This window comes from Erythrobacter sp. HL-111, from assembly GCF_900105095.1.
In the GTDB taxonomy this organism is placed as follows: Bacteria; Pseudomonadota; Alphaproteobacteria; order Sphingomonadales; family Sphingomonadaceae; genus Erythrobacter.
Genome location: NZ_LT629743.1, coordinates 743048 through 766212 on the forward strand (window position 1 = coordinate 743048; position 23165 = coordinate 766212).

Below are 23165 nucleotides of genomic sequence, written 5' to 3' on the forward strand. Positions count from 1 at the left end.
ATTTTACATAATATATATTATCCACCCAAGCTGTCGGGAGCGAAGTTCATGAACGAGGTCCCCTCTTCCCCGCAATTGCAGCGCCTCCTCGCGATCATGGCGCGGCTGCGCGATCCGCAGTCTGGATGCGAATGGGACCTCGCGCAGGACTTTGCCAGCATCGCGCCCTATACGATCGAGGAAGCCTACGAGGTCGCCGACGCGATCGAACGCGGCGACATGGTCGAGCTCAGGGACGAACTCGGCGATCTGCTGCTCCAGGTCGTCTTTCACGCCCGCATGGCCGAGGAAGCCGGCCTGTTCGCCTTCGACGACGTTGCCCGCTCGATCAGCGACAAGATGGAGGCGCGCCACCCGCACATCTTCGGCGGCGAAGGCGGCACGATGGGCGAAACCCGCTGGGAGAACCTCAAGCAGGCCGAACGCGCGGAGAAGGGCATGGCCAGCGCGCTCGACGGGGTCGCGCTCGCCCTGCCGGCGCTCATGCGCGCGCAGAAACTGCAGAAACGCGCTGCCCGCACCGGGTTCGACTGGCCCGATCCGAAGGGGTCCGAAGCCAAGATCATCGAGGAAATAGAGGAACTTAACACCGCTTCTTCGCAGGAGGACAAGGTCGAGGAAGCGGGCGACCTGCTCTTCGCCGCGGTCAATTTCGTCCGCGCCCACGGGATCGCCGCGGAAGACGCCCTGCGCGCTGCCAATGCCAAGTTCGAACGCCGCTTCCGGGCGATGGAATCGAGGGCCGGGGACGCCTTCGCGGAGCTATCGCTCGACCAGCAGGAAGCTCTCTGGCAGGAGGTCAAGCGGGACGAGGAAACCGTTTGAATTCAGGTGTCCAGAGTCTCGTATTGACCCAGTTCCTTGGGATTGAGCCGGACCGTCACGCGCTTCATCGGACCGTCCGCGCCCTCGCCCGCGTCTTCCTCCTCCAGGACGTCGCCATGCGCGTGGAGCCAAGCCATGCGCCGCCCGTCGCTCACGGGGAGGGTGATGGTCACCTCCTTCGCCTGCGCCGTCAGCATCGCGCCGATCCGTCCCTCCAGCGCGGCGATGCCCGTCCCGCTCGCCGCGGAAAGCAGCACCGCCCCCTGCGTCTCGGCCGCCTCGGCGAGTTCCGCGCGGCGTTCGGGGGGAAGGAGATCGGCCTTGTTCCACACTTCGAGGATGGGGATTTCCCCCGCCCCGGTTTCGGGATCCACCACGCCGAGATCGCCGAGCACTTCCATCACCTGCTTCTTCTGCGCCGCATTGGCCGGGTTGGCGATGTCGCGCACGTGGCAGATCAGGTCGGCGCCGGTCACCTCCTCCAGCGTCGCGCGGAACGCGGCGACGAGCTGCGTCGGCAGGTCCGAGATGAACCCCACCGTGTCGGACAGGATCGCCTTTTCCACCCCCGGCAGCGCGATCGCGCGCATCGTCGGATCGAGCGTGGCGAACAGCAGGTCCTCTGCCATCACGTCCGCGCCGGTCAGGCGATTGAACAGGGTCGATTTCCCCGCATTCGTGTAGCCGACGAGGGCGATCACCGGCCAGGGCGCCCTTCCCCGCCGCTCGCGGTGGAGCGCGCGGGTCTTGCGCACCTGTTCGAGTTCGCGCCGCAGCCGCGCCATGCGCTGGCCGATCATCCGGCGGTCGGCCTCGATCTGGGTTTCCCCCGGACCGCCGAGGAAGCCGAAGCCGCCGCGCTGGCGTTCGAGGTGGGTCCAGCTCCGCACGAGCCGCGACTGCTGGTAGTCGAGATGGGCGAGTTCGACCTGCAGCCGCCCTTCCGCGGTCGCCGCGCGTTCGCCGAAGATCTCGAGGATCAGCCCGGTGCGGTCGATCACCTTGCGTTTCAGCTTCTCCTCGAGATTGCGCTGCTGGATCGCGCTCAGCGCTCCGTCGACGATCACGAGTTCGGCCTCGTACAGCTCGCACCAGTCGGCGATGCGCTGGACCTGGCCCGAACCGAACAGGGTGTTGGGCTGCATCTGGCGCACGGGCAGGATTTCCGAATGGGCGATCACCACGCCGATCGCCAGAGCCAGCCCTTCGGCCTCCTCCAGTCGCTCGCGCGCGTCGAGGTCGTAGGTGAAGCTGCGGATATCCGGGCACAGCACAAGCGCCCGCGCGCCGCGCGTCACCTCATCCATCAGGTCGTCGTCGAAACTCAGCCGCTATGCCTCTTCGTCATCCTCGGACCCGTCATCATAGGGTTCGCTTTCCAGTCCGGCATCATCTTCCTCATCCTCGGTCAGGTCAACCGGGCTCGCGGGCTGGATGGTCGAGACGGCGTGCTTGTAGGCCAGTTGCACCGCGCCGTCGCGTTCGAGCAGCATGCAGAACAGGTCATAGGCCGCGATCCGCCCCTGCAGCATGACCCCGTTGACGAGGAACATGGTGACCTGGACATTGGCCTCGCTCACGCGGCTGAGGAACACGTCCTGCAGCAGGCGCTGTTTGGGGTTGCCCGCGCGGCTGGCGAACTGGCTCGCATCGATGTTCTGCCCCGGCATGATGGTGGAAACCGCGTGCTTGTAGACCAACTGGGACTGACCGTCGCGCCGCAGCAGGATCGAGAAATTGTCGAACCAGGTGATGATGCCCTGCAGCTTGACGCCCTTGACGAGGAACATCGTCACCGGGGTCTTGTTGCGGCGCAGCAGGTTTAGGAACGCGTCCTGCAGGCTGCCGGACTGGCGCGGCGTGCCCGGGCCGGGCTGTCCCTGCGGCCGGGGGCGCGGAGAGAGAGTTCGCCCGTTCGACATATAGCTATGCTCCTGTTCTTGGCGGCCGCTTTTACGGTCCGCGAGGAAGGGCATCGCGCCGCGAAGGGATATGACGGTCCAGCCCCGGGCCATAATGGCGCTTGCTTGGCAAGCGAGCAATCCCTGACTCGCTGTCAAGTTCCTGAAGTCTGGCTTACCTGACACGCCTGTCAAGGTGCCTGTCCCCGCGCCTTCGCCGCGGGCGGGTTCAGACCTTGCGGCCGGTTTCGCGCCGTTCGGCCATTCCCAGAAGCTTGAGCTTGCGGTGGAGCGCCGATCTTTCCATCCCGATGAAGGACGCGGTCTTGGAAATGTTCCCCGAAAAACGCCGGATCTGGATCGTGAGATATTCGCGCTCGAAACTCTCGCGCGCCTCGCGCAGCGGTACGCCCATCATCGCCGTCAGCCCCTCGCCCGAGGAGGCGAGCCGTCCGCCGGTGATCTCGGACGGGAGCATGTCGGGCTCGATCTTGCCGAGCCGTTCGCGCGGGGTCATGATGATCGTGCGCTCGACGAGATTGCGGAGCTGGCGGACATTGCCCGGCCAGTCATAGGCCTGGAGCGCGGCCATGGCCTCCTCGCTGATCTCGGGCGGGGGGATGCCCTGGTCGGTCGAATAGCGGGTGAAGAAATGCTCGGCCAGCGCGGGGATGTCGTCGCGCCGCTCGGCCAGCGAGGGGATCGCGACCGGGACCACGTTGAGCCGGTAGAACAGGTCCTCGCGGAAACGCTTCTCCTCCATCTCGACCGTGAGATCGCGCGTGGTCGAGGAGACCACCCGCACGTCGACCCCGATCTGCCGCGTCCCGCCGACCCGCACGAAGCTCTGGTCGGTCAGCACGCGCAGGATGCGGGCCTGGGTCGAAAGCGGCATGTCCGCGACCTCGTCGAGATAGAGCGTGCCGCCGTCGGCCGTTTCGAGGAGTCCGGGCCGGACCTGCTTGCCGTCGACCTCCTCGCCGAACAGTTCCTGTTCGAAACGTTCGGGCGTGATCCGGGCCGAGTTGACGAGGACGAAGGCGTTGTCCGCGCGATTGCTCCACGAATGGAGCAGGCGCGCGGCGACTTCCTTGCCCGCCCCCGCGGGGCCGGAGATCAGCACCCGGCTCCCGGTGTTGGCGACGCGTTTGAGGGTCGCGCGGACATTGTTGATCGCGGCCGAGTTGCCGGTGAACTCGCTCGCCCCCCACACGCCTTCGCGCAGGCGCGAATTCTCGCGGCGCAATTGCTCGGTCTCGGTCGCGCGTTCGACCAGCAGGAGCAGGCGCTCGGCCTCGAAGGGCTTTTCGATGAAGTCCATCGCCCCGCGGCTGACGGCGGAGACGGCGGTGTCGATGTTGCCGTGGCCGGAGAAGATGATCACCGGCAGGTTCGGCTCGCGCGCCTTGATCGCATCGAGCAGTTCCAGTCCGTCCATCTCGCTCCCGTGGAGCCACACGTCGAGCAGCACGAGGCTCGGCCGGCGTTCGTCGATCGCGGCCAGTGCGGCGGTGCTGTCGGCGGCGGTGCGGCAATCGTAGCCTTCGTCGCCGAGCACGCCGGCGACCAGTTCGCGGATGTCGCGTTCATCGTCGACGACGAGGATTTCAAGCGCCATGGGCGGCTCCCTTCGGGCTCGGGGTGGTGGGGGCGTCGGGCATCGTCAGCTCTCGCCGCCTAGGACTTGCGGATTGCGGGCGAAGCGCAGGGTCACGCGGGTGCCGCCGGCCTCGCCCGAGGCAAAGCTCATGTCCCCGCCGTGTTCGTCGACGATCTTGTTGACGATGGCGAGGCCGAGGCCGGTGCCCTTCTCGCGGGTGGTCATGTAAGGTTCGGTAATTCGGTCGCGATCGGTGGGAAGGCCGATGCCGTTGTCCTCGACCATGATGGTGATCATCTGGTCGTCGCCTTCCATCATCACCGCGATGCGACCTTCGTAATGTCCCCGGGCCTCGGCCGCGCGGGCCTCGACCGCCTCGACCGCGTTCTTGAGCACGTTGGTCATGGCCTGGCCGAGCTGGTGCCGGTCGCACAGCATCTCGCGGCTGCCGAGCCTTTCGGTCGAGACGCTGAAGTCGATGCCCGAATGGGCGACCTCCTGCAGGAACACCGCCTGCCGCACGAGATCGACAGGGTCCTCGGACCGGAACACGGGTTTGGGCAGGCGGGCGAAGGAGGAGAATTCGTCCACCATCTTGCGCAGCGCGCCGACCTGGCGGACGATGGTGCTGGTGAGCTCGTCGAACAGCTCGCCGTCGGCCTCCTCGATCTGCTTGCGATAACGCCGTTTCAGCCTTTCGGTGGCGAGATGGATCGGAGTGAGCGGGTTCTTGATCTCGTGCGCGATCCGCCGCGCGACGTCGGACCATGCGGCCTGTCGCTGGTCGAGCAATTGCCGCGTGATGTCCTCGAAGGTGATGACCGAACCGCTCGTCCCCGGTGCGACCTTGACCGCGAGGGTGAGAAGGTCGCTCCCCCTGGGGTGCGTGACGATCGCGCTTTCCTGCCCCTCGCGCGCGATGCGGTGCAGTTCGGGCGAAAGGTCCTCGAGCCGCATCCCCACCATGCTCGCGGGGTCGTGGGCGCCCTCCCGCGCGAGCAGGGCAGCGGCCGAACCGTTGAGGAGCAGCACCCTGCCCGCCGGGTCGACCGAGACCACCCCGGCGGTCACGGATTCGAGCACCGCCTCCATGAAGGCGCGGCGGTCGTCGATCTGGCGATTGGCCGAAACCAGGGCCTGCGTCTGCTTTTCGAGCTGCGCGGTCATGCGGTTGAAGGCGCGGTTGAGGAGACCGATCTCGTCCGCCCCGGTGCGCCCCTCGACCCGGAGCGCGAAATTGCCCTGCCCGACCTTGCGCGCCGCGCCGACGAGATCGGTCAGCGGCTCGACCTGGCGATCGGCGAAGCGCAGCGCGAACCAGATCGCGATCCCGACCAATAGCAGGCTGACCAGCACCAGCGCGATGTTGAAGCGCAGTTGCAGCGTGCGCGCGTCCCCCGTCAGCGTGTCGTAGGCGCGCGCGATCGCCTGCGCGCGCGACCACGAATTGAACATCGTCGCCTCGGTGTTGCGCGCGTTGTAGAGATAGATCCCGCTGTCCCGATCGACCGGGGCGATCGCGGCGATGCGTTCGGGGCTGCCCTCGACCACCACCAGTTCGCCGTCCTCCAGCCGGGAAAGCGCCCCCGTGCTGAATTCGAGCGGGCGGTTGTCCTCCATCAGGTCCATGATCGCCGCGGTCCGCAAGGCGCCGTCGCCGAGCCGCTGGATGATCGCGCTCTCGTTGATCTTCCGGCCCTGCGCCTGAAGCGCGTAGAAATCGGGGAATTCGTCATTGGCGAGCGTCCCGCCGCGGCTGAAATAGAACCGCATGTCGCCCGCCATGGCGAGGGTTTCGTCGCGCACGTCGCGCTGGTTCGCGTCGTAGTAGTTCTGCGCGAGCTCGTTCGCGTTCTCCATCAATCCGAGCGAATCGTCGGAGAACCAGAAATCGACGCCGGTCTGGAACAGGAAGGCGGCGAAGCCCGCGACCAGCAGGGTCGGGATGGCCGAAACCATCGAGAAGAAGAACACGAGACGGACATGGAGCCGCGCCGTGCTGCCCGCCGCGCGCCGCAGCGCCAGGCGGCGCCCGGCGAGGACAAGGATCGTCATCGCCGGGACCAGCGTCGCCATCAGCAGCAGCGAAACCTGCAGCGTCGGCACCAGCGCGCCCGCCTCGGGATCGCGCGAGAAGGCGTACCATGTTGCGGCCACCGCGAGAACGAGCCCGGCGAGCGAGAGCAATTCGAGCCAGAGGAAGACATTGGCCCTGCGCGAGGCGACGATGAAACGGCGCAGCCAGCGGGGCGAACGGCGGTTGAGCCGCAGGGCCGCGCGCTCGGCGGAGCCGGCCCGCGTCTCGGCGCGCCCGGCGCTTTGCGCCCCCGCTCCGCCGGGCGCGGAGGGCGCGCCCTCGCCGCTCGCATCCGGCACGCCGCCTTCCGGCACGGGAGTGGCTTCAGACGCCTCCATAGTTGCACCATTACAACGATAGTGTTGCAAGGATGCAAGGATATTCAGGGCAGAATGCGAAGGTTTTGCGTCAGACCGCCCTTGCGAAGCGTTCGGGCTCGATCGCCAGTTCGACGATCCGCTTGCGGAGCGTGTTGCGATTGATGCCGAGCAGCTTGGCCGCACGCAACTGGTTTCCGCGCGTCCGGGCGAGCGCGTGTTCGATCAGCGGCTTTTCGAAAGCGGCGATGGCGCGGGCGTGGAGCAGGCCGTCGGGCGGGCATTCGCTGGCCAGCCAGCTTTCGAGCGCGCCCGCGAGGTCGGGCGTCCCGGAGGCCGGGGCCGACGCGGGCGGCGCGGTTTCAGGTCCGACGACTTCGGCCAGCGTCGCGGCGTCGATCACCTCGTCGCGGGCCATCAGGGCAAGGCGATAGACCACGTTCCGCAATTCGCGGACATTGCCGCGCCACCGCCGCGCTTCGAGCGCGGCGATCGCATCGGGGGAAAGACGCCGCCGCGGCAACCCGTCCTCGACCGCCTGGGCAAGGAAATGCTGGGCCAGAACCTCGATGTCCTCGCGCCGGTCGCGCAAGGGGGGCAGCTGGATCGGGACGACGTTGAGCCGGTAAAAGAGATCCTCGCGGAACGCGCCCTGTTCGATCAGCGGGGCAAGGTCGCGATTCGTCGCGGCGATGATCCGCACGCTCACGGCGATTTCCTGCCGCCCGCCCACGCGCCTGATACGGCCCGATTGGAGCGCGCGCAGCAGCCGGGTCTGCGCCTCGGACGGCATGTCGCCGATTTCGTCGAGGAAGAGAGTGCCGCCATTGGCATGTTCGAACTTCCCGATGGCCTGCGCGATCGCCCCGGTGAAGGCGCCCTTTTCGTGGCCGAACAGCTCGCTTTCGATGAGGTCGGAAGGGATCGCCGCCGTGTTGACCGCGACGAACGGCCCGGTCGAGCGGCTGCCCAATTGGTGGATCGCCTCGGCCACCAGTTCCTTGCCGGTCCCGCTTTCGCCGGTGACAAGGACGGTGAGGTCGTTTCGCAGCACCCGCGCGATCATGCGGTAGACGCCCTGCATCGCTTGGCTGCGCCCGACCAGCGGCAGGCCCTCCCCGTCCGCGCCGGGTGCCTCGCCCTCGCCCGCGCCCGCAGCCCGGTCGCCCGCGCGCGCGCCGGTCGCGCCCGCCGCTTTCCCGACCGCCTGGACGAGCTGGTCGAGATCGAAGGGCTTGGGAAAATACTCGAACGCCTCGCTGTCGCTCGCGCGGACCGCGGTGTCGAGCGTGTTCTGGGCCGACAGCACGATCACCGGCATGGCGGGGGCCTCGCGGCGCACCGCCGCGAGGCTGGCGAGCCCGTCGCCGTCCTCGAGCAGGACGTCGGTGATCATCACCGCGAACCCGCTTTCGGCGAGCGCCGCGTCGCGTTCGGCGATGGAAAAGCAATGCCGGACCCTGAAGCCCTCGTCCTCGAGCGCGGCGCTGATCACGGTCGCAATCGCGCGGTCATCCTCAACCAGCAGGATCAGGGGGGCATCGTCGCGCGCCATCGCCCTACCCCTTGCCGCCAGGCTGCGGGTTGGCCTGGGACTTGGCCGGAGGCCGGCCTGGCGCCTGGGCGAGATGGATCCGGAAGTGGGTGAGTCCGAGCCGTGCGTCGCGTTCGTGGGTCACGCTGCCGCCCATGTCGAGCACCATCTTGCGGACCAGCGCAAGCCCGAGGCCCTGCCCATGCTGCTTGGTCGAGACGAACGGCTCGAACACCGCGCCGCGCAGCGCCGGGTCGATGCCCTTGCCGTTGTCGGTGACGGTTATCTCGATCGGCAGCTTCACCGGCCGGCCGAGCCGCATCGCGCTGAAGACGAGCCCGTGGACATAGCGCGTGCGGATCGTCACCTGCGGCGAACGCGCGCCTTCCATCGCGGCATCGCGGGCGTTGGAGAGCAGGTTGATCAGCACCTGTTCGAGCGCGTCGCGATTGGCGAGCACCGGGGGGATCGACGGATCGAATTCCTCGCGGAAGGCGACCTCGAAGGCGCCCTCGCCCGCCTTCGTCCCCGCGCTCGCGACGCGCACCGTGGCGAGCGCGCTGCGGATCGCCTCGTGCGGGTTGAGCGGTTCGGACGGTTCGCTGCGGGTGCTGCCCAATTGCTGCATCCGGTCGACCAGGCGGGCGATGCGGTCGACCTCGTCGGTGATCATCCGGGCGAGCGGCCGGTCACGCTGCGGCAGCTTGCGCGCGGCGAGCTGGGCGGCGCCGCGGATCGCGGAGAGCGGGTTCTTGATCTCGTGCGCGAGGATCGAAGGCCCCGGCGGCGCGCTCTCGCGCGCGTTCTCGACGCTCGCGGTGTCCTCGTGGGCGATTTTCGAGAGCGTCACCACCCGCCAGCCCGGCGCCCCGGAAAGCGGGGAAACGGTGAGGTTGACCTGCAGCTCGCTCTGCCGGAGGGTCAGCGCGAGTTCGCGCGCGACCAGCGCCTCGTCGGTGCGTTCGAGGCGCTTTTCGACCCGCGGGTCAAGCGGGCCGAGCAGAGCGAGTAGGTCCTGACCGACAAGGCGGCGCGCGCTCGTGCCGAGCAGGATCTCGGCCGCCTGGTTGACCTCGGCAATGCGGCCCTCGCCGTCGACCAGCAGCACGGCGAAGATCAGGCCCGCGATCTGGGCACGCGCATCGGGCGCGCGGTTCGTGTCCCCGACATCCCCGCTCCCGCCTCCGAGCGCCCGCCCCGACGCCATGGTCAGGCCGCCCGGCGTCTCAGGAAGGGTTCGTAGAAACGCTCGATCTCGCCCAGCACTTCGCGCGGGTCCTCGATCTGGTTCGCCTTGTTGCGGAAATCGGCCGAGCCGTGCATCCCCTTGGTGTACCAGCCGAGGTGCTTGCGCGCGATCTTGACCCCGACATCGCGCCCGTAATGGTCGAGCATCCGCTGGTAATGCTCCACAAGCACGGCGTATTGTTCATCGAAGCTGGGGCTCGGCCGGCTTTCCCCGGTGCGCCACCAGTGCATGACCTGGCCGAGCAGCCACGGCTTGCCATAGGCGCCGCGCCCGATCATCACGCCGTCCGCGCCCGATTGTTCGAGCGCGCTGGCAGCGTCCTCGATCCCGCAGATGTCGCCATTGACGATGACGGGGATCGAGACCGCCTCCTTGACCCGCCGGACGAACGCCCAGTCGGCGCTGCCCTTGTACATCTGGTTGCGGGTGCGGCCGTGGACGGTGATCATCTTCACGCCGAGGTCCTCGGCGATCCGGGCGAGGTCGGGCGCATTGAGGGTGGCATGGTCCCAACCCATCCGCATCTTGACGGTCACCGGCACCTTCACCGCCTTGACGGTGGCTTCCATCAGCTTCGTCGCCAGCGGCACCTCGCGCATCAGCGCGCTGCCCGCGTATTGCCCGACGACCTTCTTCACCGGGCAGCCGAAATTGATGTCGATGATCGCCGCGCCATTGCCCTCCTGCAGCTTCGCCGCCTCGGCCATGCTGCCGGGATCGCAGCCGACGAGCTGCATCGAGACGGGCTCCTCGACCGGATCCCAAGCGGTTTTCTGGAGCGACTGGCGCGTCTCGCGGATCGCCGCCTCGCTCGCGACCATCTCGGTCACGTTGAGGCCCGAGCCGTAGCGCCGCACGAGCGTGCGGAAAGGCATGTCGGTCACGCCCGTCATCGGCGCGAGCAGGACGGGGTCGGGGATCGTCACCGGGCCGATCTCGATCGGCTTCAGCGCCGGGGGTGTGGGAAGCTGTGTCATGCGGGGAAATGCCTAAATTTTGAGCAACGCATAGTCCATTGCGGAAATCCCGTCCAGCCCCTAAGCGCCGCGCTGGCATGGCAGGTGAGCGCCCCCTTCCCCCTTTCGCCGCGATCGTCGTGGCGGCCGGCAAGGGCCTGCGCGTGGGCGGCGTCCTGCCCAAGCAGTACCGCACCTGGCGCGGCCGGCCGCTGCTGCGCCATTCGGTCGAAACCCTGCGCGAGGCGGGCGCCGCGCCGCTGGTCGTCGTGATCGCCGAAGGGGCCGAGGACCATGCGCGCGCGGCGGTCGGCGATGCGACCGGCGTGCGCTTCGTCACCGGCGGCGCGAACCGGCAGGATTCGGTGCGCGCCGGGCTCGAGGCGCTGGCGGACGAGGCGCCCGCCCGGGTGCTCGTCCACGACGCGGCTCGCCCCGACCTGCCGCGCGCCGTCATCGAACGGCTGATGGATGCGCTTGCGGAACATCCGGGCGCGATCCCCGTCCTTCCCGTGGTCGATTCCCTCGCCGTCGCCAGCGCGCGTGGGACCATGGCCGACAAGGCCGACCGCGAAAGCCTGCGCCGGGTCCAGACGCCGCAGGCCTTCCGGTTCGAGGCGATCCTCGTCGCGCACCGGGCCTGGGTGGGCGGGACCGATGCGGGCGACGACGCGCAGGTGCTCGCCGCGAATGGCGGCGAAGTCGCGCTGGTGCGCGGCGACGAACGGCTGAAGAAAGTCACCTTCGCGGAGGACCTGATGGACAATGCCGCCGCCTTCCGCATCGGGCAGGGTTTCGACGTGCACCGGCTCGAGGCGGGTGAGGAATTGTGGCTGTGCGGGATCAGGCTCGAGCATGACATGGGCCTTGCCGGGCATTCCGATGCGGACGTCGCGCTCCACGCCATCACCGATGCCGTGCTCGGCGCGATCGGCGAAGGCGACATCGGCACGCATTTCCCGCCGAGCGACCCGCAATGGGCCGGGGCGCGTTCGGGCCGGTTCCTCGAACACGCCGTGAGCCTCGCGCGGGAAGCGGGCTATGCCCTCGCCAATATCGACCTCACGCTCATCTGCGAAGCGCCCAAGATCGGGCCGCATCGCGCCGCCATGCGGGCCGAGGTCGCGCGCCTGGCCGGGCTTTGCGAAAGCGCGGTCAGCATCAAGGCGACCACTACCGAAAGGCTCGGCTTCACCGGCCGGGGCGAGGGAATCGCGGCCCAGGCCATCGTCGCCCTTTCGCGCGAGGAACGCCCGTGAGAGAATGGCAGGCATGACGACACGCTTTCTCGCCCCCGCGCTCGCCCTGTTCGCGCTCGCGCAGGCCAGCGCCGCGGAGGCCCGGCAGGCCTGCGCCGCGCCGCGCGACATCGACGATGCGATGACCTATGCCATGCCGCTCGCCTTCGAGGCGACCCGCGCGGCCTGCGGCACCACACTCCAGCGGGACGGCTTCCTCGCGCGGGAGGGCGACCGGCTTGCCGCGCGGTTCCGCGAGCGGCAGGACGCGGCCTGGCCGGGCGCGCTCAGGGTCCTGCGGCTGATCGTCGAGCAGCGCGGGTCCGATCCCGCCGCCGGCGAGATCGATTTCGCCGAGGTCATCGATACCGTCCCGCCCGAGACCCTGCGCCCGCTCGCCGACGCGCTGCTGCGCCAGATGGTCGCGCAGGAGATCCGCCGCGAGGATTGCCGCGATATCGAACGCGGGCTCGAACTGCTGAGCCCGCTTCCGGTCGAGAACATCGCGGGGCTGCTGACCTTCCTCATCGACCTTTCCGAAACGAACGAAATCAGGATCTGCGCCGCGAGGCCGGAAGCGGGAGCCGCGAAATGAACCCCTACCTCCTGCCCGACGACATTGCCGCCCTCGCCGAGCGGGTCATCGCCGAGAACGCCGCCGCGGGGCGCACGGTCGCGCTCGCCGAAAGCTGCACCGGCGGGCTGGTCGCCGGCGCGCTGACCGAGATCGCGGGCTCCTCCGCAGTGCTCGACCGCGGCTTCGTCACCTATTCGAACGAGGCGAAGATGGAATCGCTGGGCGTCGCGCGCGACATCATCGAAACCTTCGGTGCAGTCTCGATCGCCTGCGTCTGGGCGATGGCGCAGGGCGCGCTCGAACGTTCCAATGCCGATGTCGCGGTAGCGATCAGCGGGGTCGCGGGTCCGGGTGGCGGCACGACGATCAAGCCGGTCGGCACGGTCGTCTTCGCCCGCGCCACCCGGGCCACGGAAGGCGAGCCCGAAGGCGAGCTCAAGCATTTCGACGGCGGCGACGGGCCCGGCGCGCGCGCCTCGATCCGGCGTCAGGCGACGCTGTGCGCGCTGGAACTGCTGTTGCCGTAAAGCTCGTCCGCGCGGGTTTCGAAAGCGGTCACCATCTTGCGGAAGGCACGGTCGAAATACTGGCCCGCGATCCGTTCGAACAGTTTGTTCTTGAAGGTGAAATCGACCGCGAAATCGATCTCGCAGCTGTGCTCGTCGAGCGGGCGGAAGGTCCAGACATTGTCGAGGTCGGAGAGCGGCCCGTCGAGATAGATCACCTCGATCTCCTTCGGGCGGCGTTTCAGCACGCGCGAGGTGAAGCTTTCGCGGATCGCCTTGAAGCCGACCACCATGTCCGCGATCATCTCGGTCTCGCTGTCGGAACGTATGCGGGTCGCGATCACCCAGGGCAGGAATTCGTCATAGCGCTTCACGTCGGCAACGAGGTCGAACATCTGTTCGGCGCTGTAGGGCAGCCTGCGCGTCTCGCGGATTCCGGGCATGGAGGTCAGGCCTTTTCCCGCGCGGCCTGCTTGGCAAGGCGCTCCTCGCGCGCGGCGCGCATCCTCGCGAAATCGTCACCCGCATGGTAGCTCGAACGGGTCAGCGGGCTCGATGCGACCTGGAGGAAGCCCTTGGCCCGCGCGATCGCGCCATAGGCGTCGAACGCCTTGGGGGTGACGAACTCCTCCACCTTGGCGTGCCTGGGCGTGGGCTGGAGATACTGGCCCATGGTGATGAAATCGACCTCGGCCGAACGCATGTCGTCCATCACCTGGTGCACCTCGAGCCGTTCCTCGCCGAGCCCGAGCATGATGCCCGACTTGGTGAAGATCATGGGGTCGTGCGCCTTCACCTCCTCCAGCAAGCGCAGGGAGGCGTAATAGCGTGCGCCCGGGCGGATCGTCGGGTAGAGCCGCGGGACGGTTTCGAGGTTGTGGTTGTAGACGTCGGGACCCGCTTCGCAGATCATCTCGACCGCGCGGCGCATCTTGCCGCGGAAATCGGGGGTGAGGATCTCGATCGTGGTGCCCGGCGTGGTGCGGCGCAGGGCCTCGATCACCTTGACGAACTGCATCGCGCCGCCATCGGGCAGGTCGTCCCGGTCGACGCTGGTGATTACGATGTGTTCGAGCCCCATCTTGGCCGCGGCGATCGCGGTGTTCTCGGGCTCCATCGGGTCGACCTTGCGCGGCATCCCGGTCTTGACGTTGCAGAAGGCGCAGGCGCGCGTGCAGACGTCGCCGAGGATCATGACGGTCGCGTGCTTCTTGGTCCAGCACTCGCCGATATTGGGGCAGGCCGCCTCTTCGCACACGGTGTTGAGGTTGAGCTCGCGCATGAGCCGACGGGTCTCGTGATAGCCTTCGCCCGCGGGCGCACGGACGCGGATCCAGTCGGGCTTGCGCTGGCGGGCCGGGCGCGGCTGATCGTGCGGCTGCGGCGTGTTCGCGAGATCGTTCATGCGCGCTACTTAAGACCCGTTCACCCTGCCCGCAACCGCGCTGATCTCCTCCTTTGTGAGGGGCGCGCGGAATTCTTCGCAAAACCCGCTGCGCCGCGCGCAACGCCTGCCTTGGCCGGCCCCCGCGCCCGGCGCCGCCCTTGCGAGAGGACGAACCGGGTGCCCGAATTCGCCGCGATGCCCGGGGCCTCCACTCGCTCGACAAGGCGAGCGGCGCGTTCGGGGCGACCGGACAGTCAAGATCGCGATTGGACTTGCCGCGAACGAGCCGCTCGCCCAAATGGGCGCAATGTCACAACCCTTCTCCAACAACATCGCCCTGCTCATCGACGCGGACAACGCCAGCCATGCCGCGATCGACCCGGTTCTCACCGTCCTTGCCGAACTCGGCCAGGTCAACATCCGCCGCGCCTACGGCAACTGGCGCAAGACCAGCCTCAAGGGGTGGATCGACAAGATGCACCGCTATGGCATCGACCCGCAGCAGCAGTTCGACCTGACCAAGGGCAAGAACGCGACCGACATGAAGATGACGATCGACGCGCTCGACCTGCTTTACGGCGGACGCGTCCACGGGTTCGGCATCATGAGCTCGGACAGCGATTTCATGCCGCTCGCGATGCGTATCCGGCAGGACGGCCTGCCGGTCTATGGCTTCGGCGGGGCCAAGACGCCCGAAGCCTTCCGCGAGGCCTGCACCCGCTTCATCGACGTCACCGCCCTGCTGCGCGCCGACAAGGCGGACAGGGCCGCGCCCCGGCGCGGCGGAGGCAGGGCGGCGCCGGGCAACGGCGCGGGCTCGAGCGTGGAAAAGGACGCCGCCTCGGGCGGGATCGACGAAGGACTGCTGAACCTGCTGGTCGATGCCTACAACGCATCGAAGCGCGACGAAAACGGCTATGCCAAGCTCTCCGAAGTCGGCCAGCGCGCGGGCAACCGGTCGAGCTTCGACACCCGCAATTATGGCTTCGCGCGGCTTTACGACATGCTCGATGCAGTCCCGAACTTCGCGCTCGAACGGCGCGAAGGTGGCGAGATCTGGGTCAAGCGCCTGCGCTGATCGCAGGGCATTGGGCGAAAAAAGGGCGCCCGGAGCAGTGCTCCCGGCGCCCTTCCCTTGTATCGGGGTGAGGGCCGGTCAGCCGCCGGTCATCCCGGTGGCTGCGGCCGGCTGCGTCCCGCCCTGTTCGGCATTGGCATAGGCCGTCCACAGCTTGGCGATCGGGGCGCGATCGCCGTCGACCTGGCCGAGCAGTTCGACCGCCTCGTCGTACTTGCCGAGTTCGATCTTGGCGATCGCGAGCCGCAGCCGCGCCTCGTTCTGTTCGACGCCGGGCATTCCGAGCGCCTTTTCGTAGAAGGTTTCCGCCTTCACGAAATCGTCGTAGCTCAGGAAGGCATCGGCCGCGCCCGACACGACCCTGAGCGCGGCGCCATCGGCCATCGCGTCGCTCTCGAGCGCGGGCAGGTCTTCCCGGTCGCTGTCGATCCGACCCTTGGCAAGGTCGAGCGCTTCGGAAAGGAAGAGGTTGTCCTGGCTGACCACGCCCGACGCATAGCCTTCCTCGATCACGTCGCGCACTTCCTTGGGCAGGCGGCGCGCATCCGCCGACTCGACGTAGTATTCGTAGTCCGACGCATCGTCCATCGCATCGACCCGCCGGCTGAGCCGCAGGAGATCGAGGATTTCGCCGCCTTCGAAGGTGTTGAGGTTGCGCGTCAGGTTGATCGCGTCGCGCCAGTTGGTCGTGCTGGGGTAATCGCCGATCCAGTCGATCGTGATGTCGTAGAGATCGGGCACGACTTCGTTTTCATAGGCGACGGTGATCCCGCGGCGATACCACTGTTCGGGCACCTCCTCGCCCGCCGACTGGCGATCGGAGATGGCGCTGGCGAGATAGTTGAGCCCCTGCCGCACGTCGCCGGCCGAGAAATAGTTCTCCGCCATCGCGATCTGCAGGTCCGGACGACCGATCGTCTCGGTGGTGAAATTGTTGTCGATCGCCGCCTGGAGGTAGCCGCGCGCCTTTTCGTACTGCTCCATGCCGTTGGCGAGCTGGTAGGCGATGAAATTGAACCGGCCGAGCTGGTCGGGCGGAACCCTGCCGCCTTCGAGCATCATTTCCATGCCGGTGAGCTGGAGCCTTTCGTCCTTGAGCTTGGCGCCTGCGTTGAAGGCGACGTTGCCGGTGTAGAACTTCTCGTCGTTCGACTGCGCCAGCGGGATCAGTTGCTCGATCTGCGGGCGCAGCGCGGCCACGTCGGTGCCTTCCGCGTTCATCGCTTCCTGCACCGGCAGGAACGCCTCGCGGAACTCCTCGGAAAGCTCGGGCGCCGCTTCCTCTTGCTTCTTCTTGCGCTGGGCGTGCGCCTCGGTCGGCATCACGGCGGTCGCGACGACGGCGGTGCCGGTGGCGAGCGCGATGGCAAGGGCAAGGCCGGAAAACGGCTTGCGGGGCTGGCGGGTGGTCATGCGGATATCCTCCTCGAGGGGTTTTCGCGCGCTCTTGCAGGCGCAGTGTGTTTTTCTGCCGCGCCTTTGCTACGGGCGCGAGGGGTTTGCAATTGCGTCTAGGCCAATCGGTCTGAACGCGCTTTGAATGCCGATCTCGCGGCCGGATTCAACCCCCTTGTTCAACAGGAGGCGCGCTTTCGGCGAAAGGCGATGAACGGCGGCTGACAAGCCCGGCGCTTCCCGGGAAATGTGGAAAAAGAACGCGATGTTCCCGTCCCGTTCGTGCGGACGAGTGGCGCATCGGGGGTCGAGGGCCTACATTGCAGATCGCGCAAACGCATCAGAACACAATCGAAACGGCACCAGGCCTTGAGCGACGATACCGACATTCTCGATTCCCCCGCCCCTTCCGGCGAATATGACCGCATCGACATCGTCGATGAAATGAAGACGAGCTATCTCGATTACGCGATGAGCGTGATCGTCAGCCGGGCGCTGCCGGACGTGCGCGACGGGCTGAAGCCGGTGCATCGGCGGATCCTCTACGCGAGCCAGGAAGGCGGCTTCGTCGCCGGGCGGCCCTATCGCAAGAGCGCCAAGATCGTCGGCGACGTGATGGGCAACTACCACCCGCACGGCGATGCGGCGATCTACGACGCGCTCGCGCGGATGACGCAGGACTGGTCGATGCGCGTGCCGCTGATCGACGGCCAGGGCAATTTCGGATCGATGGACCCCGATCCGCCCGCCTCGATGCGCTACACCGAGGCGCGGCTGGCGCGCGTGGCGAACACGCTGCTCGACGATCTCGACAAGGACACGGTCGATTTCCAGGACAATTACGACGGTTCGACCCGCGAACCGCAGGTCCTCCCGGCGCGCTTTCCCAACCTGCTGGTCAACGGCGCGGGCGGGATCGCGGTCGGTATGGCAACGAACGTCCCGCCGCACAATCTGGGCGAGGTGATCGACGGTTGCCTCGCCTTCATCGAGAACCCGGCGATAACGTCGGAAGAGCTGACCGAATACATCCCCGGCCCCGATTTCCCGACTGCTCCTCTGATCCTCGGCACCAGCGGGGCCAAGGCGGCCTACACCACCGGGCGCGGCTCGATCCTGATGCGCTGCCGCCACGAGATCGAGGAGAAGCGCGGCGAGAAGCGCGCGATCGTGCTCACCTCGATCCCCTACCAGGTCGGCAAGTCGAACCTCGTCGAAAAGATCGCCGAGGCGGCCAAGGATCCCGACAAGGACCGCCGGATCGAAGGCATTTCGGACATCCGCGACGAAAGCTCGCGCGAGGGGATGCGCGTGGTGATCGAGCTGAAGCGCGACGCCTCGCCCGAAGTGGTGCTCAACCAGATCTGGCGGCGCACCCCGGCGCAATCCTCCTTCCCCGCGAACATGCTCGCGATCCGCGGCGGACGGCCCGAAACGCTCACCCTGCGCGACATCGTGCAGAGCTTCATCGCCTTCCGCGAAGAGGTCATCACCCGCCGCACCAAGTTCGAACTGAACAAGGCGCGCGAGCGGGCGCATGTCTTGCTCGGCCTCGTGGTGGCGGTGTCCAATCTCGACGAAGTGGTGGCGATGATCCGCAGCGCCGCCAACCCGTCCGCGGCGCGCGCCAGGCTGCTCGCCAAGGAATGGCCGATCGGCGACATCGCGCAGTACATCCGCCTGGTCGAGGCGATCGAACCGACTGCCGACGAGGCAGGCGGGACCTATCGCCTGTCCGAACGGCAGGTGAAGGCGATCCTCGACCTGCGCCTCCACCGCCTGACCGCGCTGGGACGCGACGAGATCGGCGACGAGCTCAAGGAACTCGCCGACAAGATCGAGGAACTGCTCGCCATCCTCGCCGACCGCGCGAAGCTTTACCGGGTGATGCGCGAGGAGCTGGAAGAGATCCGCGCGACCTATGCCACCCCGCGCGTCTCCGAAATCGCGCCCGCATGGGACGGGCTCGATGACGAGGACCTGATCGAACGCGACGACATGGTCGTCACCGTCACCCTCGGCGGCTACATCAAGCGCACCGCGCTTTCGACCTTCCGCGCGCAGGCCCGCGGCGGCAAGGGTCGCGCGGGCATGGCGACCAAGGACGAGGACGCGGTGGTCGAACTCTTCGTCACCTCGACCCACAACCCGGTGCTGTTCTTCACCAACACGGGCCGCGTCTATCGCCTCAAGGTCTGGAAGCTGCCCGAAGGCGGCCCCTCGACCCGCGGGCGGCCGATGGTCAACCTGCTCCCGCTCGCCGATGACGAGCGCGTGACCAACGTCCTCCCCCTGCCCGAGGACGAGACGGAATGGGACCGGCTCGGCATCGTCTTCGCGACCGAACAGGGCATGGTGCGGCGCAATTCGATGGACGCCTTCACCAATGTGCCCACCAACGGGAAATACGCGATGGGCTTCGTCGAGGGATCGGGCGACCGGCTGATCGGCGTGCGGCTGGTCGGCGAAACCCAGGAGATCTTCCTCGCCAGCGACGCGGGCAAGGCGATCCGTTTCGCCGCGACCGACGCGCGCGAAACCAAGAGCCGCACCGGGATCGGCGTGCGCGGCATGGCGCTGAAGGAGGATGCCAAGGTCGTCAGCCTCGCCGTGCTCGACCGGCTCGAAGCCGACATGGAAACGCGCGAAGCCTACCTGCGCGCGGCGCCGTGGAAGAACAACGACGCCGAGCCGACCCTGCCCGCGGAACAGATGGAGGCGATGGCGAGCCGCGAGGAATTCATCCTCACCATCACCGCCAACGGCTACGGCAAGATTTCCTCGGGATACGAATACCGCACGATCGGGCGCGGCGGGCAGGGGATCGCCAATATCGGCACGCCGGAAAGCAATCCCGAACGCAATGGCCCGGTGGTGGCGAGCTTCCCCGTGCGGCACGGCTCGCAGCTGATGCTCGTGACCGACCAGGCGAAGCTCATCCGGATGCCGATCCACTTCCGCCACCTGATCGAAGGCGGATTCGAACCGCCGCAGAAAGGCTTTGCCATCTACGGGCGCGGTTCGTCCGGCATCCGCATCTTCGACGTCGCCAGAGGCGAGCACATCGTCGGCGCCGCGCTGATCGACGAGACCGAGGAGCCGGAAAACGAGGCGGAAGAGGCGGTGGTCGAGGAAATGGTCGAACGGCGCGGCGGCGGCGACCAGACCTCGCCCGAGACGCCGCCCCATTCCGACCGCGACATCGACGGCGAACCGGGCGGCTAGACCCGATCGTCAGCTTTCGTGATCGGCGCGCAGGGTCTGCACCACACCGGTCGCGATCATCACCTGGCCGGCATAGTAGAGCGGCCAGACGAGCAGGTCGGGCAGCGGGGCGAGGTTCATCGGGCCGAAACGGGTGAACAGCAGCCAGTCGCTGACAACGAACAGCACCGCGCCGAGCCCCACCCGGTAGCGCGGGAAACGGCTCAGCCACGCCCCCGCCGCCATCGCGCCGAGCACCGCGCCATAGGCGGCGATGTCGAGCCGCCCGCTCGCCAGCCACGAGATCAGCGGGCCGGCGACCGCGAGCGTCCCGGCAAGCAGGCGCTGGCTCGTTGTCGGGCTTTCGCGCAGATTGCGGGCATAGAGCAGGATCGCGGCCAGGTGGGACAGGATGAAAAGCGCGCCGCCCGCCTCGAAGGACAGCTCGATCGCCATGTCCCCCGCCGCCGACAGGGCGAGCGCGAGGACGAGGATCGCCCCGTCGGCGCGGCGGGTGCGGCGCATCGCGTAGGCTGCAAGCAGGCCCACCCCCGCGCCCTTGAGCAGGATGCCCCAGATCCCTTCGCCGATCGGGTTGTTCCAGAGGAAATAATAGGCGCAGGCCGCGACCACGCTCGCCAGCAGCCAGGGCCGGTGATCGGCCAGCGCGCGTTTCGCCATCGTCCCCTTGACTCCTCCCCTCGCCTCCCTCGCCCGACCGGGAGGGCTTGCGGGCGCGCTAGCACGCAATTACCTCGCGTTCCATGACCCACAGGACCTACGACGTGCACATCATCGGCGGCGGGCTCGCCGGGAGCGAGGCGGCCTGGCAGCTCGCCCGGCGCGGGGTGCGCGTGCGCCTGTCCGAAATGCGCGGGAGCGGGGACACGACCCCGGCGCACCAGACCGACGGGCTGGCGGAACTCGTCTGTTCGAACAGCTTCCGTTCGGACAATGACGAGACGAACGCGGTGGGCCTGCTCCACCACGAGATGCGGGCGCTCGCTTCGATCGTCATGCGAGCAGGCGAAAAGGCGCGCGTGCCCGCCGGGAGCGCGATGGCGGTCGATCGCGACCTGTTCTCGGCAGAGGTGCACCGCGCGCTCGAAGACCATCCGAACGTGACCATCGTGCGCGAACGGATCGACATCCTGCCCGAAACGGGCCTTGCTATCGTCGCGACCGGGCCGCTCACCGCCGCCGGCCTGGCCGGCAGCATCGTCGCGGCGACCGGGGAGGAACGGCTCGCCTTCTTCGATGCGATCGCGCCGATCGTCTATCGCGACAGCATCGACATGACGAAGGCGTGGATCCAGTCGCGCTGGAACAAGACCACGTCCGCCTCGAACGAGGACGGCGACTACATCAACTGCCCGATGACGAAGGAGCAGTATCTCGCCTTCCACAAGGGCCTGATCGAGGGCGAGAAAAGCGAATTCAAGGAGTGGGAGAAGGACACGCCCTATTTTGACGGCTGCATGCCGATCGAGGTCATGGCCGAGCGCGGGGTCGACACGCTGCGCTATGGCCCGATGAAGGGCGTGGGGCTCGACAATCCCTACGACACGACGCCCGAATTCCCGCAGGGGCGCTGGCCCTATGCGGTGGTGCAGCTGCGCCAGGACAACAAGCTCGGCACGCTGTGGAACATGGTCGGCTTCCAGACCAAGCTCAAATACGGCGCGCAGGTCGAACTGTTCCGCACCATTCCGGGGCTCGAGAACGCGGAATTCGCGCGTCTCGGCGGCCTCCACCGCAACACCTTCCTCAATTCGCCGCAGGTGCTCGACCGCCAGCTGCGGCTGCGCGCGGCCCCGCACATCCGTTTCGCCGGGCAGGTCACGGGCTGCGAAGGCTATGTCGAGAGCGCGGCCATCGGGCTTGTCGCCGGGATAATGGCCGCGGCCGAGCTGGCGGGACGGGAATGGATCCCGCTGCCCGCGACGACCGCGATGGGGGCGCTGCTGAGCCACATCACCGGCGACGCGGAGGCATCGACCTTCCAGCCGATGAACGTCAATTTCGGGCTGTTCCCGCCGCTCCACGAGGTCAGGAAGAAGGCGCGCAAGCAGGCCTATACCGAAAGGGCCAAGGCCGACCTCGCCCGCTGGATCGCCGAAACGCGCGAGGTCGTCCCGGCCTGAGCCTCAGCAGCGGCACTCGGGCGCCTTCGGCCTGGGCTTGGGCGCACTGGTGGCGAATTCGGCCGGGGTCAGTTCGCCGTCCTTGTCCGCGTCCATCGCGTCGAAGCGTTCGGCGGTCGTGACCGCCCATTCCTCGAAGGTGAGCAGGTTGTTGCCATCGACGTCGAGCTTGCGAAAGGCTTCCGAGCGCGAAGCCATCATCTCGGTCCGGGTGATGCGCCAGTCGCGGTTGCGGTCATAGCGGAAGAAACGCCGCTGTTCGCGGGTGAGTTCGCTCGCCTCGGGCGGCTCGGGGCCTTCCATGTCGCCCGGATCGGTTATCGGCAGGTCGAGCGGATCGGGCGGCGGTTCCTCCGCTTCGGGCGGCGGCGGGGCGCTGGCTTCGATCGTTGCCCTGCCCTGCCACCAGAAGACGCCGATCCCGGCAAGCACCACGCCTGCCACCGCGCCGAGGATCGCCTCACGCATGATTGTGCTCCCCTGTTTTTGGAGAGGAATATACCAATTCAGCGGCCGAGGATAGCCGCCCGCATCGCCGCCAGCGCCGCGCCGCGCCCCTCCATCAGGGGACGTCCCCCGCGCCGCAGCGCCCGGACCGCCAGCGCATCGAGCACGGCGAGGCCCCTGAGCGGACGCAGCAGGCGGCCGCCCTTCCCGACCTGTTCGCGCCCGATCGCGACGAAGCGCTCGCGTTCCGCCTCCTGCGACAGGCGGGGGGCCGCTTCGGCAATCGCCCAGCGCATTCCCGCCGTGCGCGCGCGGGCCGCCTGCTCCCCATCCGCCGCCAGCGCGGCGAAGGGCGCAGCGCGTCCGGCGGCGAAGGCGAGGATGTCGGACCGCTCCATCGCTTCGGCGGCGACGAGCACCTCCCATGCATCGACCAGTTCGCCGAGCGCATCTTCCCGCCCCCGCCAGTGGCGCCCGATCGCATCGAGCACCGCATCGCCCTGCGGACGGCTATCGGGCGGGCTTGCGAGCGTGTCGCGCCACCAGGCGAGGCGCATCTGGCCGAGCATGACCTCGCTCGTCTGCCCGGCGATCCGGGCGAGCCGCGTGTCGAGCGCGAGGGCCGAACCCATCGCCCCGCGCAGCGCGGGCGGCGTGTGGGCGAGCGCCATTTCGGCTTCGGGCGGCAGGTCTTCGTCCGGCAGGGTCACGGCCCGAGCGCTCTTGCTGG

The 23165-nt window shown here is 67.9% G+C and carries 20 protein-coding genes; 7 read left to right on the plus strand and 13 right to left on the minus strand.

Annotation, left to right across the window (positions count from 1 at the left end; translation table 11 throughout):
- Positions 1 to 48: 48 nt before the first annotated feature.
- The gene (gene mazG / locus BLU08_RS03555) at positions 49 to 825 is read left to right on the plus strand and encodes a nucleoside triphosphate pyrophosphohydrolase (protein WP_090195375.1); all 777 of its coding nucleotides are present in this window, start codon (positions 49 to 51) and stop codon (positions 823 to 825) included.
- 2 nt (positions 826 to 827) lie between these two features.
- Here the strand turns inward: mazG and hflX are convergent, their stop codons facing one another.
- The 7 genes from hflX to dusB all read right to left on the minus strand — a co-directional run bounded on the left by hflX (position 828) and on the right by dusB (position 10480).
- Positions 828 to 2132, minus strand: coding sequence for a GTPase HflX (gene hflX, locus BLU08_RS03560; RefSeq protein ID WP_090195378.1), 1305 nt, complete (start codon positions 2130 to 2132; stop codon positions 828 to 830).
- A gap of 24 nt (positions 2133 to 2156) precedes the next feature.
- Complete coding sequence (gene hfq / locus BLU08_RS03565; RefSeq protein ID WP_090195381.1) at positions 2157 to 2747, minus strand: RNA chaperone Hfq; 591 nt, start codon at positions 2745 to 2747, stop codon at positions 2157 to 2159.
- A gap of 208 nt (positions 2748 to 2955) precedes the next feature.
- Entirely contained in the window at positions 2956 to 4344 is a 1389-nt protein-coding gene (locus tag BLU08_RS03570) for a sigma-54 dependent transcriptional regulator (RefSeq protein WP_090195384.1), read from the minus strand.
- Between the two features lie 45 nt (positions 4345 to 4389).
- Positions 4390 to 6741 (minus strand): ATP-binding protein, encoded by a 2352-nt coding sequence (locus BLU08_RS03575; RefSeq protein ID WP_090195387.1) that lies wholly within the window; start codon positions 6739 to 6741, stop codon positions 4390 to 4392.
- Between the two features lie 70 nt (positions 6742 to 6811).
- The gene (locus tag BLU08_RS03580; RefSeq protein ID WP_090195390.1) at positions 6812 to 8275 is read right to left on the minus strand and encodes a sigma-54 dependent transcriptional regulator; all 1464 of its coding nucleotides are present in this window, start codon (positions 8273 to 8275) and stop codon (positions 6812 to 6814) included.
- 4 nt (positions 8276 to 8279) lie between these two features.
- Positions 8280 to 9461: a nitrogen regulation protein NR(II) gene (locus BLU08_RS03585; RefSeq protein ID WP_090195393.1), complete on the minus strand. Its 1182-nt coding sequence runs from the start codon at positions 9459 to 9461 to the stop codon at positions 8280 to 8282.
- Between the two features lie 2 nt (positions 9462 to 9463).
- Complete coding sequence (gene dusB / locus BLU08_RS03590) at positions 9464 to 10480, minus strand: tRNA dihydrouridine synthase DusB (protein WP_090195396.1); 1017 nt, start codon at positions 10478 to 10480, stop codon at positions 9464 to 9466.
- A 77-nt stretch (positions 10481 to 10557) separates the two neighbouring features.
- On the opposite strand from dusB, the gene BLU08_RS03595 reads away from it, so the two are divergent.
- From BLU08_RS03595 to BLU08_RS03605, 3 genes are read left to right on the plus strand one after another with little or no spacing between them, the layout of a single operon-like run.
- Positions 10558 to 11718 (plus strand): bifunctional 2-C-methyl-D-erythritol 4-phosphate cytidylyltransferase/2-C-methyl-D-erythritol 2,4-cyclodiphosphate synthase, encoded by a 1161-nt coding sequence (locus BLU08_RS03595; protein ID WP_090195399.1) that lies wholly within the window; start codon positions 10558 to 10560, stop codon positions 11716 to 11718.
- Positions 11719 to 11731: 13 nt separating this feature from the next.
- Positions 11732 to 12292 (plus strand): hypothetical protein, encoded by a 561-nt coding sequence (locus BLU08_RS03600; RefSeq protein ID WP_090195402.1) that lies wholly within the window; start codon positions 11732 to 11734, stop codon positions 12290 to 12292.
- Positions 12289 to 12801, plus strand: a complete 513-nt coding sequence (locus tag BLU08_RS03605; protein ID WP_090195405.1) for a CinA family protein — start codon at positions 12289 to 12291, stop codon at positions 12799 to 12801. Before BLU08_RS03600 ends, BLU08_RS03605 begins: the two co-directional genes overlap by 4 nt.
- Here the strand turns inward: BLU08_RS03605 and BLU08_RS03610 are convergent.
- Entirely contained in the window at positions 12762 to 13223 is a 462-nt protein-coding gene (locus tag BLU08_RS03610; RefSeq protein ID WP_090195408.1) for a type II toxin-antitoxin system RatA family toxin, read from the minus strand. The genes BLU08_RS03605 and BLU08_RS03610 overlap by 40 nt on opposite strands.
- Before the next feature lie 5 nt (positions 13224 to 13228).
- Entirely contained in the window at positions 13229 to 14185 is a 957-nt protein-coding gene (gene lipA, locus BLU08_RS03615; protein ID WP_090195410.1) for a lipoyl synthase, read from the minus strand.
- Between the two features lie 289 nt (positions 14186 to 14474).
- On the opposite strand from lipA, the gene BLU08_RS03620 reads away from it, so the two are divergent.
- Complete coding sequence (locus tag BLU08_RS03620) at positions 14475 to 15245, plus strand: NYN domain-containing protein (protein WP_090195413.1); 771 nt, start codon at positions 14475 to 14477, stop codon at positions 15243 to 15245.
- A 78-nt stretch (positions 15246 to 15323) separates the two neighbouring features.
- Here the strand turns inward: BLU08_RS03620 and BLU08_RS03625 are convergent, their stop codons facing one another.
- Positions 15324 to 16658, minus strand: a complete 1335-nt coding sequence (locus tag BLU08_RS03625; RefSeq protein ID WP_090195417.1) for a tetratricopeptide repeat protein — start codon at positions 16656 to 16658, stop codon at positions 15324 to 15326.
- Positions 16659 to 17009: 351 nt separating this feature from the next.
- Between BLU08_RS03625 and gyrA the strand changes: the two genes are divergently transcribed.
- Complete coding sequence (gyrA, locus tag BLU08_RS03630; protein WP_090195420.1) at positions 17010 to 19865, plus strand: DNA gyrase subunit A; 2856 nt, start codon at positions 17010 to 17012, stop codon at positions 19863 to 19865.
- A 9-nt stretch (positions 19866 to 19874) separates the two neighbouring features.
- Here the strand turns inward: gyrA and BLU08_RS03635 are convergent, their stop codons facing one another.
- Positions 19875 to 20525, minus strand: a complete 651-nt coding sequence (locus tag BLU08_RS03635; protein ID WP_090195423.1) for a lysoplasmalogenase family protein — start codon at positions 20523 to 20525, stop codon at positions 19875 to 19877.
- An 83-nt stretch (positions 20526 to 20608) separates the two neighbouring features.
- Here BLU08_RS03635 and trmFO point away from each other — a divergent pair, with 83 nt between their 5' ends.
- A complete protein-coding gene (trmFO, locus tag BLU08_RS03640; protein WP_090195426.1) occupies positions 20609 to 21988 on the plus strand; it encodes a methylenetetrahydrofolate--tRNA-(uracil(54)-C(5))-methyltransferase (FADH(2)-oxidizing) TrmFO in 1380 nt (459 codons plus the stop codon).
- A gap of 3 nt (positions 21989 to 21991) precedes the next feature.
- On the opposite strand, the gene BLU08_RS03645 is transcribed toward trmFO, so the two are convergent.
- Both BLU08_RS03645 and BLU08_RS03650 read right to left on the minus strand, forming a co-directional pair.
- The gene (locus BLU08_RS03645) at positions 21992 to 22456 is read right to left on the minus strand and encodes an EF-hand domain-containing protein (RefSeq protein ID WP_090195429.1); all 465 of its coding nucleotides are present in this window, start codon (positions 22454 to 22456) and stop codon (positions 21992 to 21994) included.
- Between the two features lie 38 nt (positions 22457 to 22494).
- The gene (locus BLU08_RS03650) at positions 22495 to 23145 is read right to left on the minus strand and encodes a squalene/phytoene synthase family protein (RefSeq protein WP_090195432.1); all 651 of its coding nucleotides are present in this window, start codon (positions 23143 to 23145) and stop codon (positions 22495 to 22497) included.
- Between the last annotated feature and the right edge of the window lie 20 nt (positions 23146 to 23165).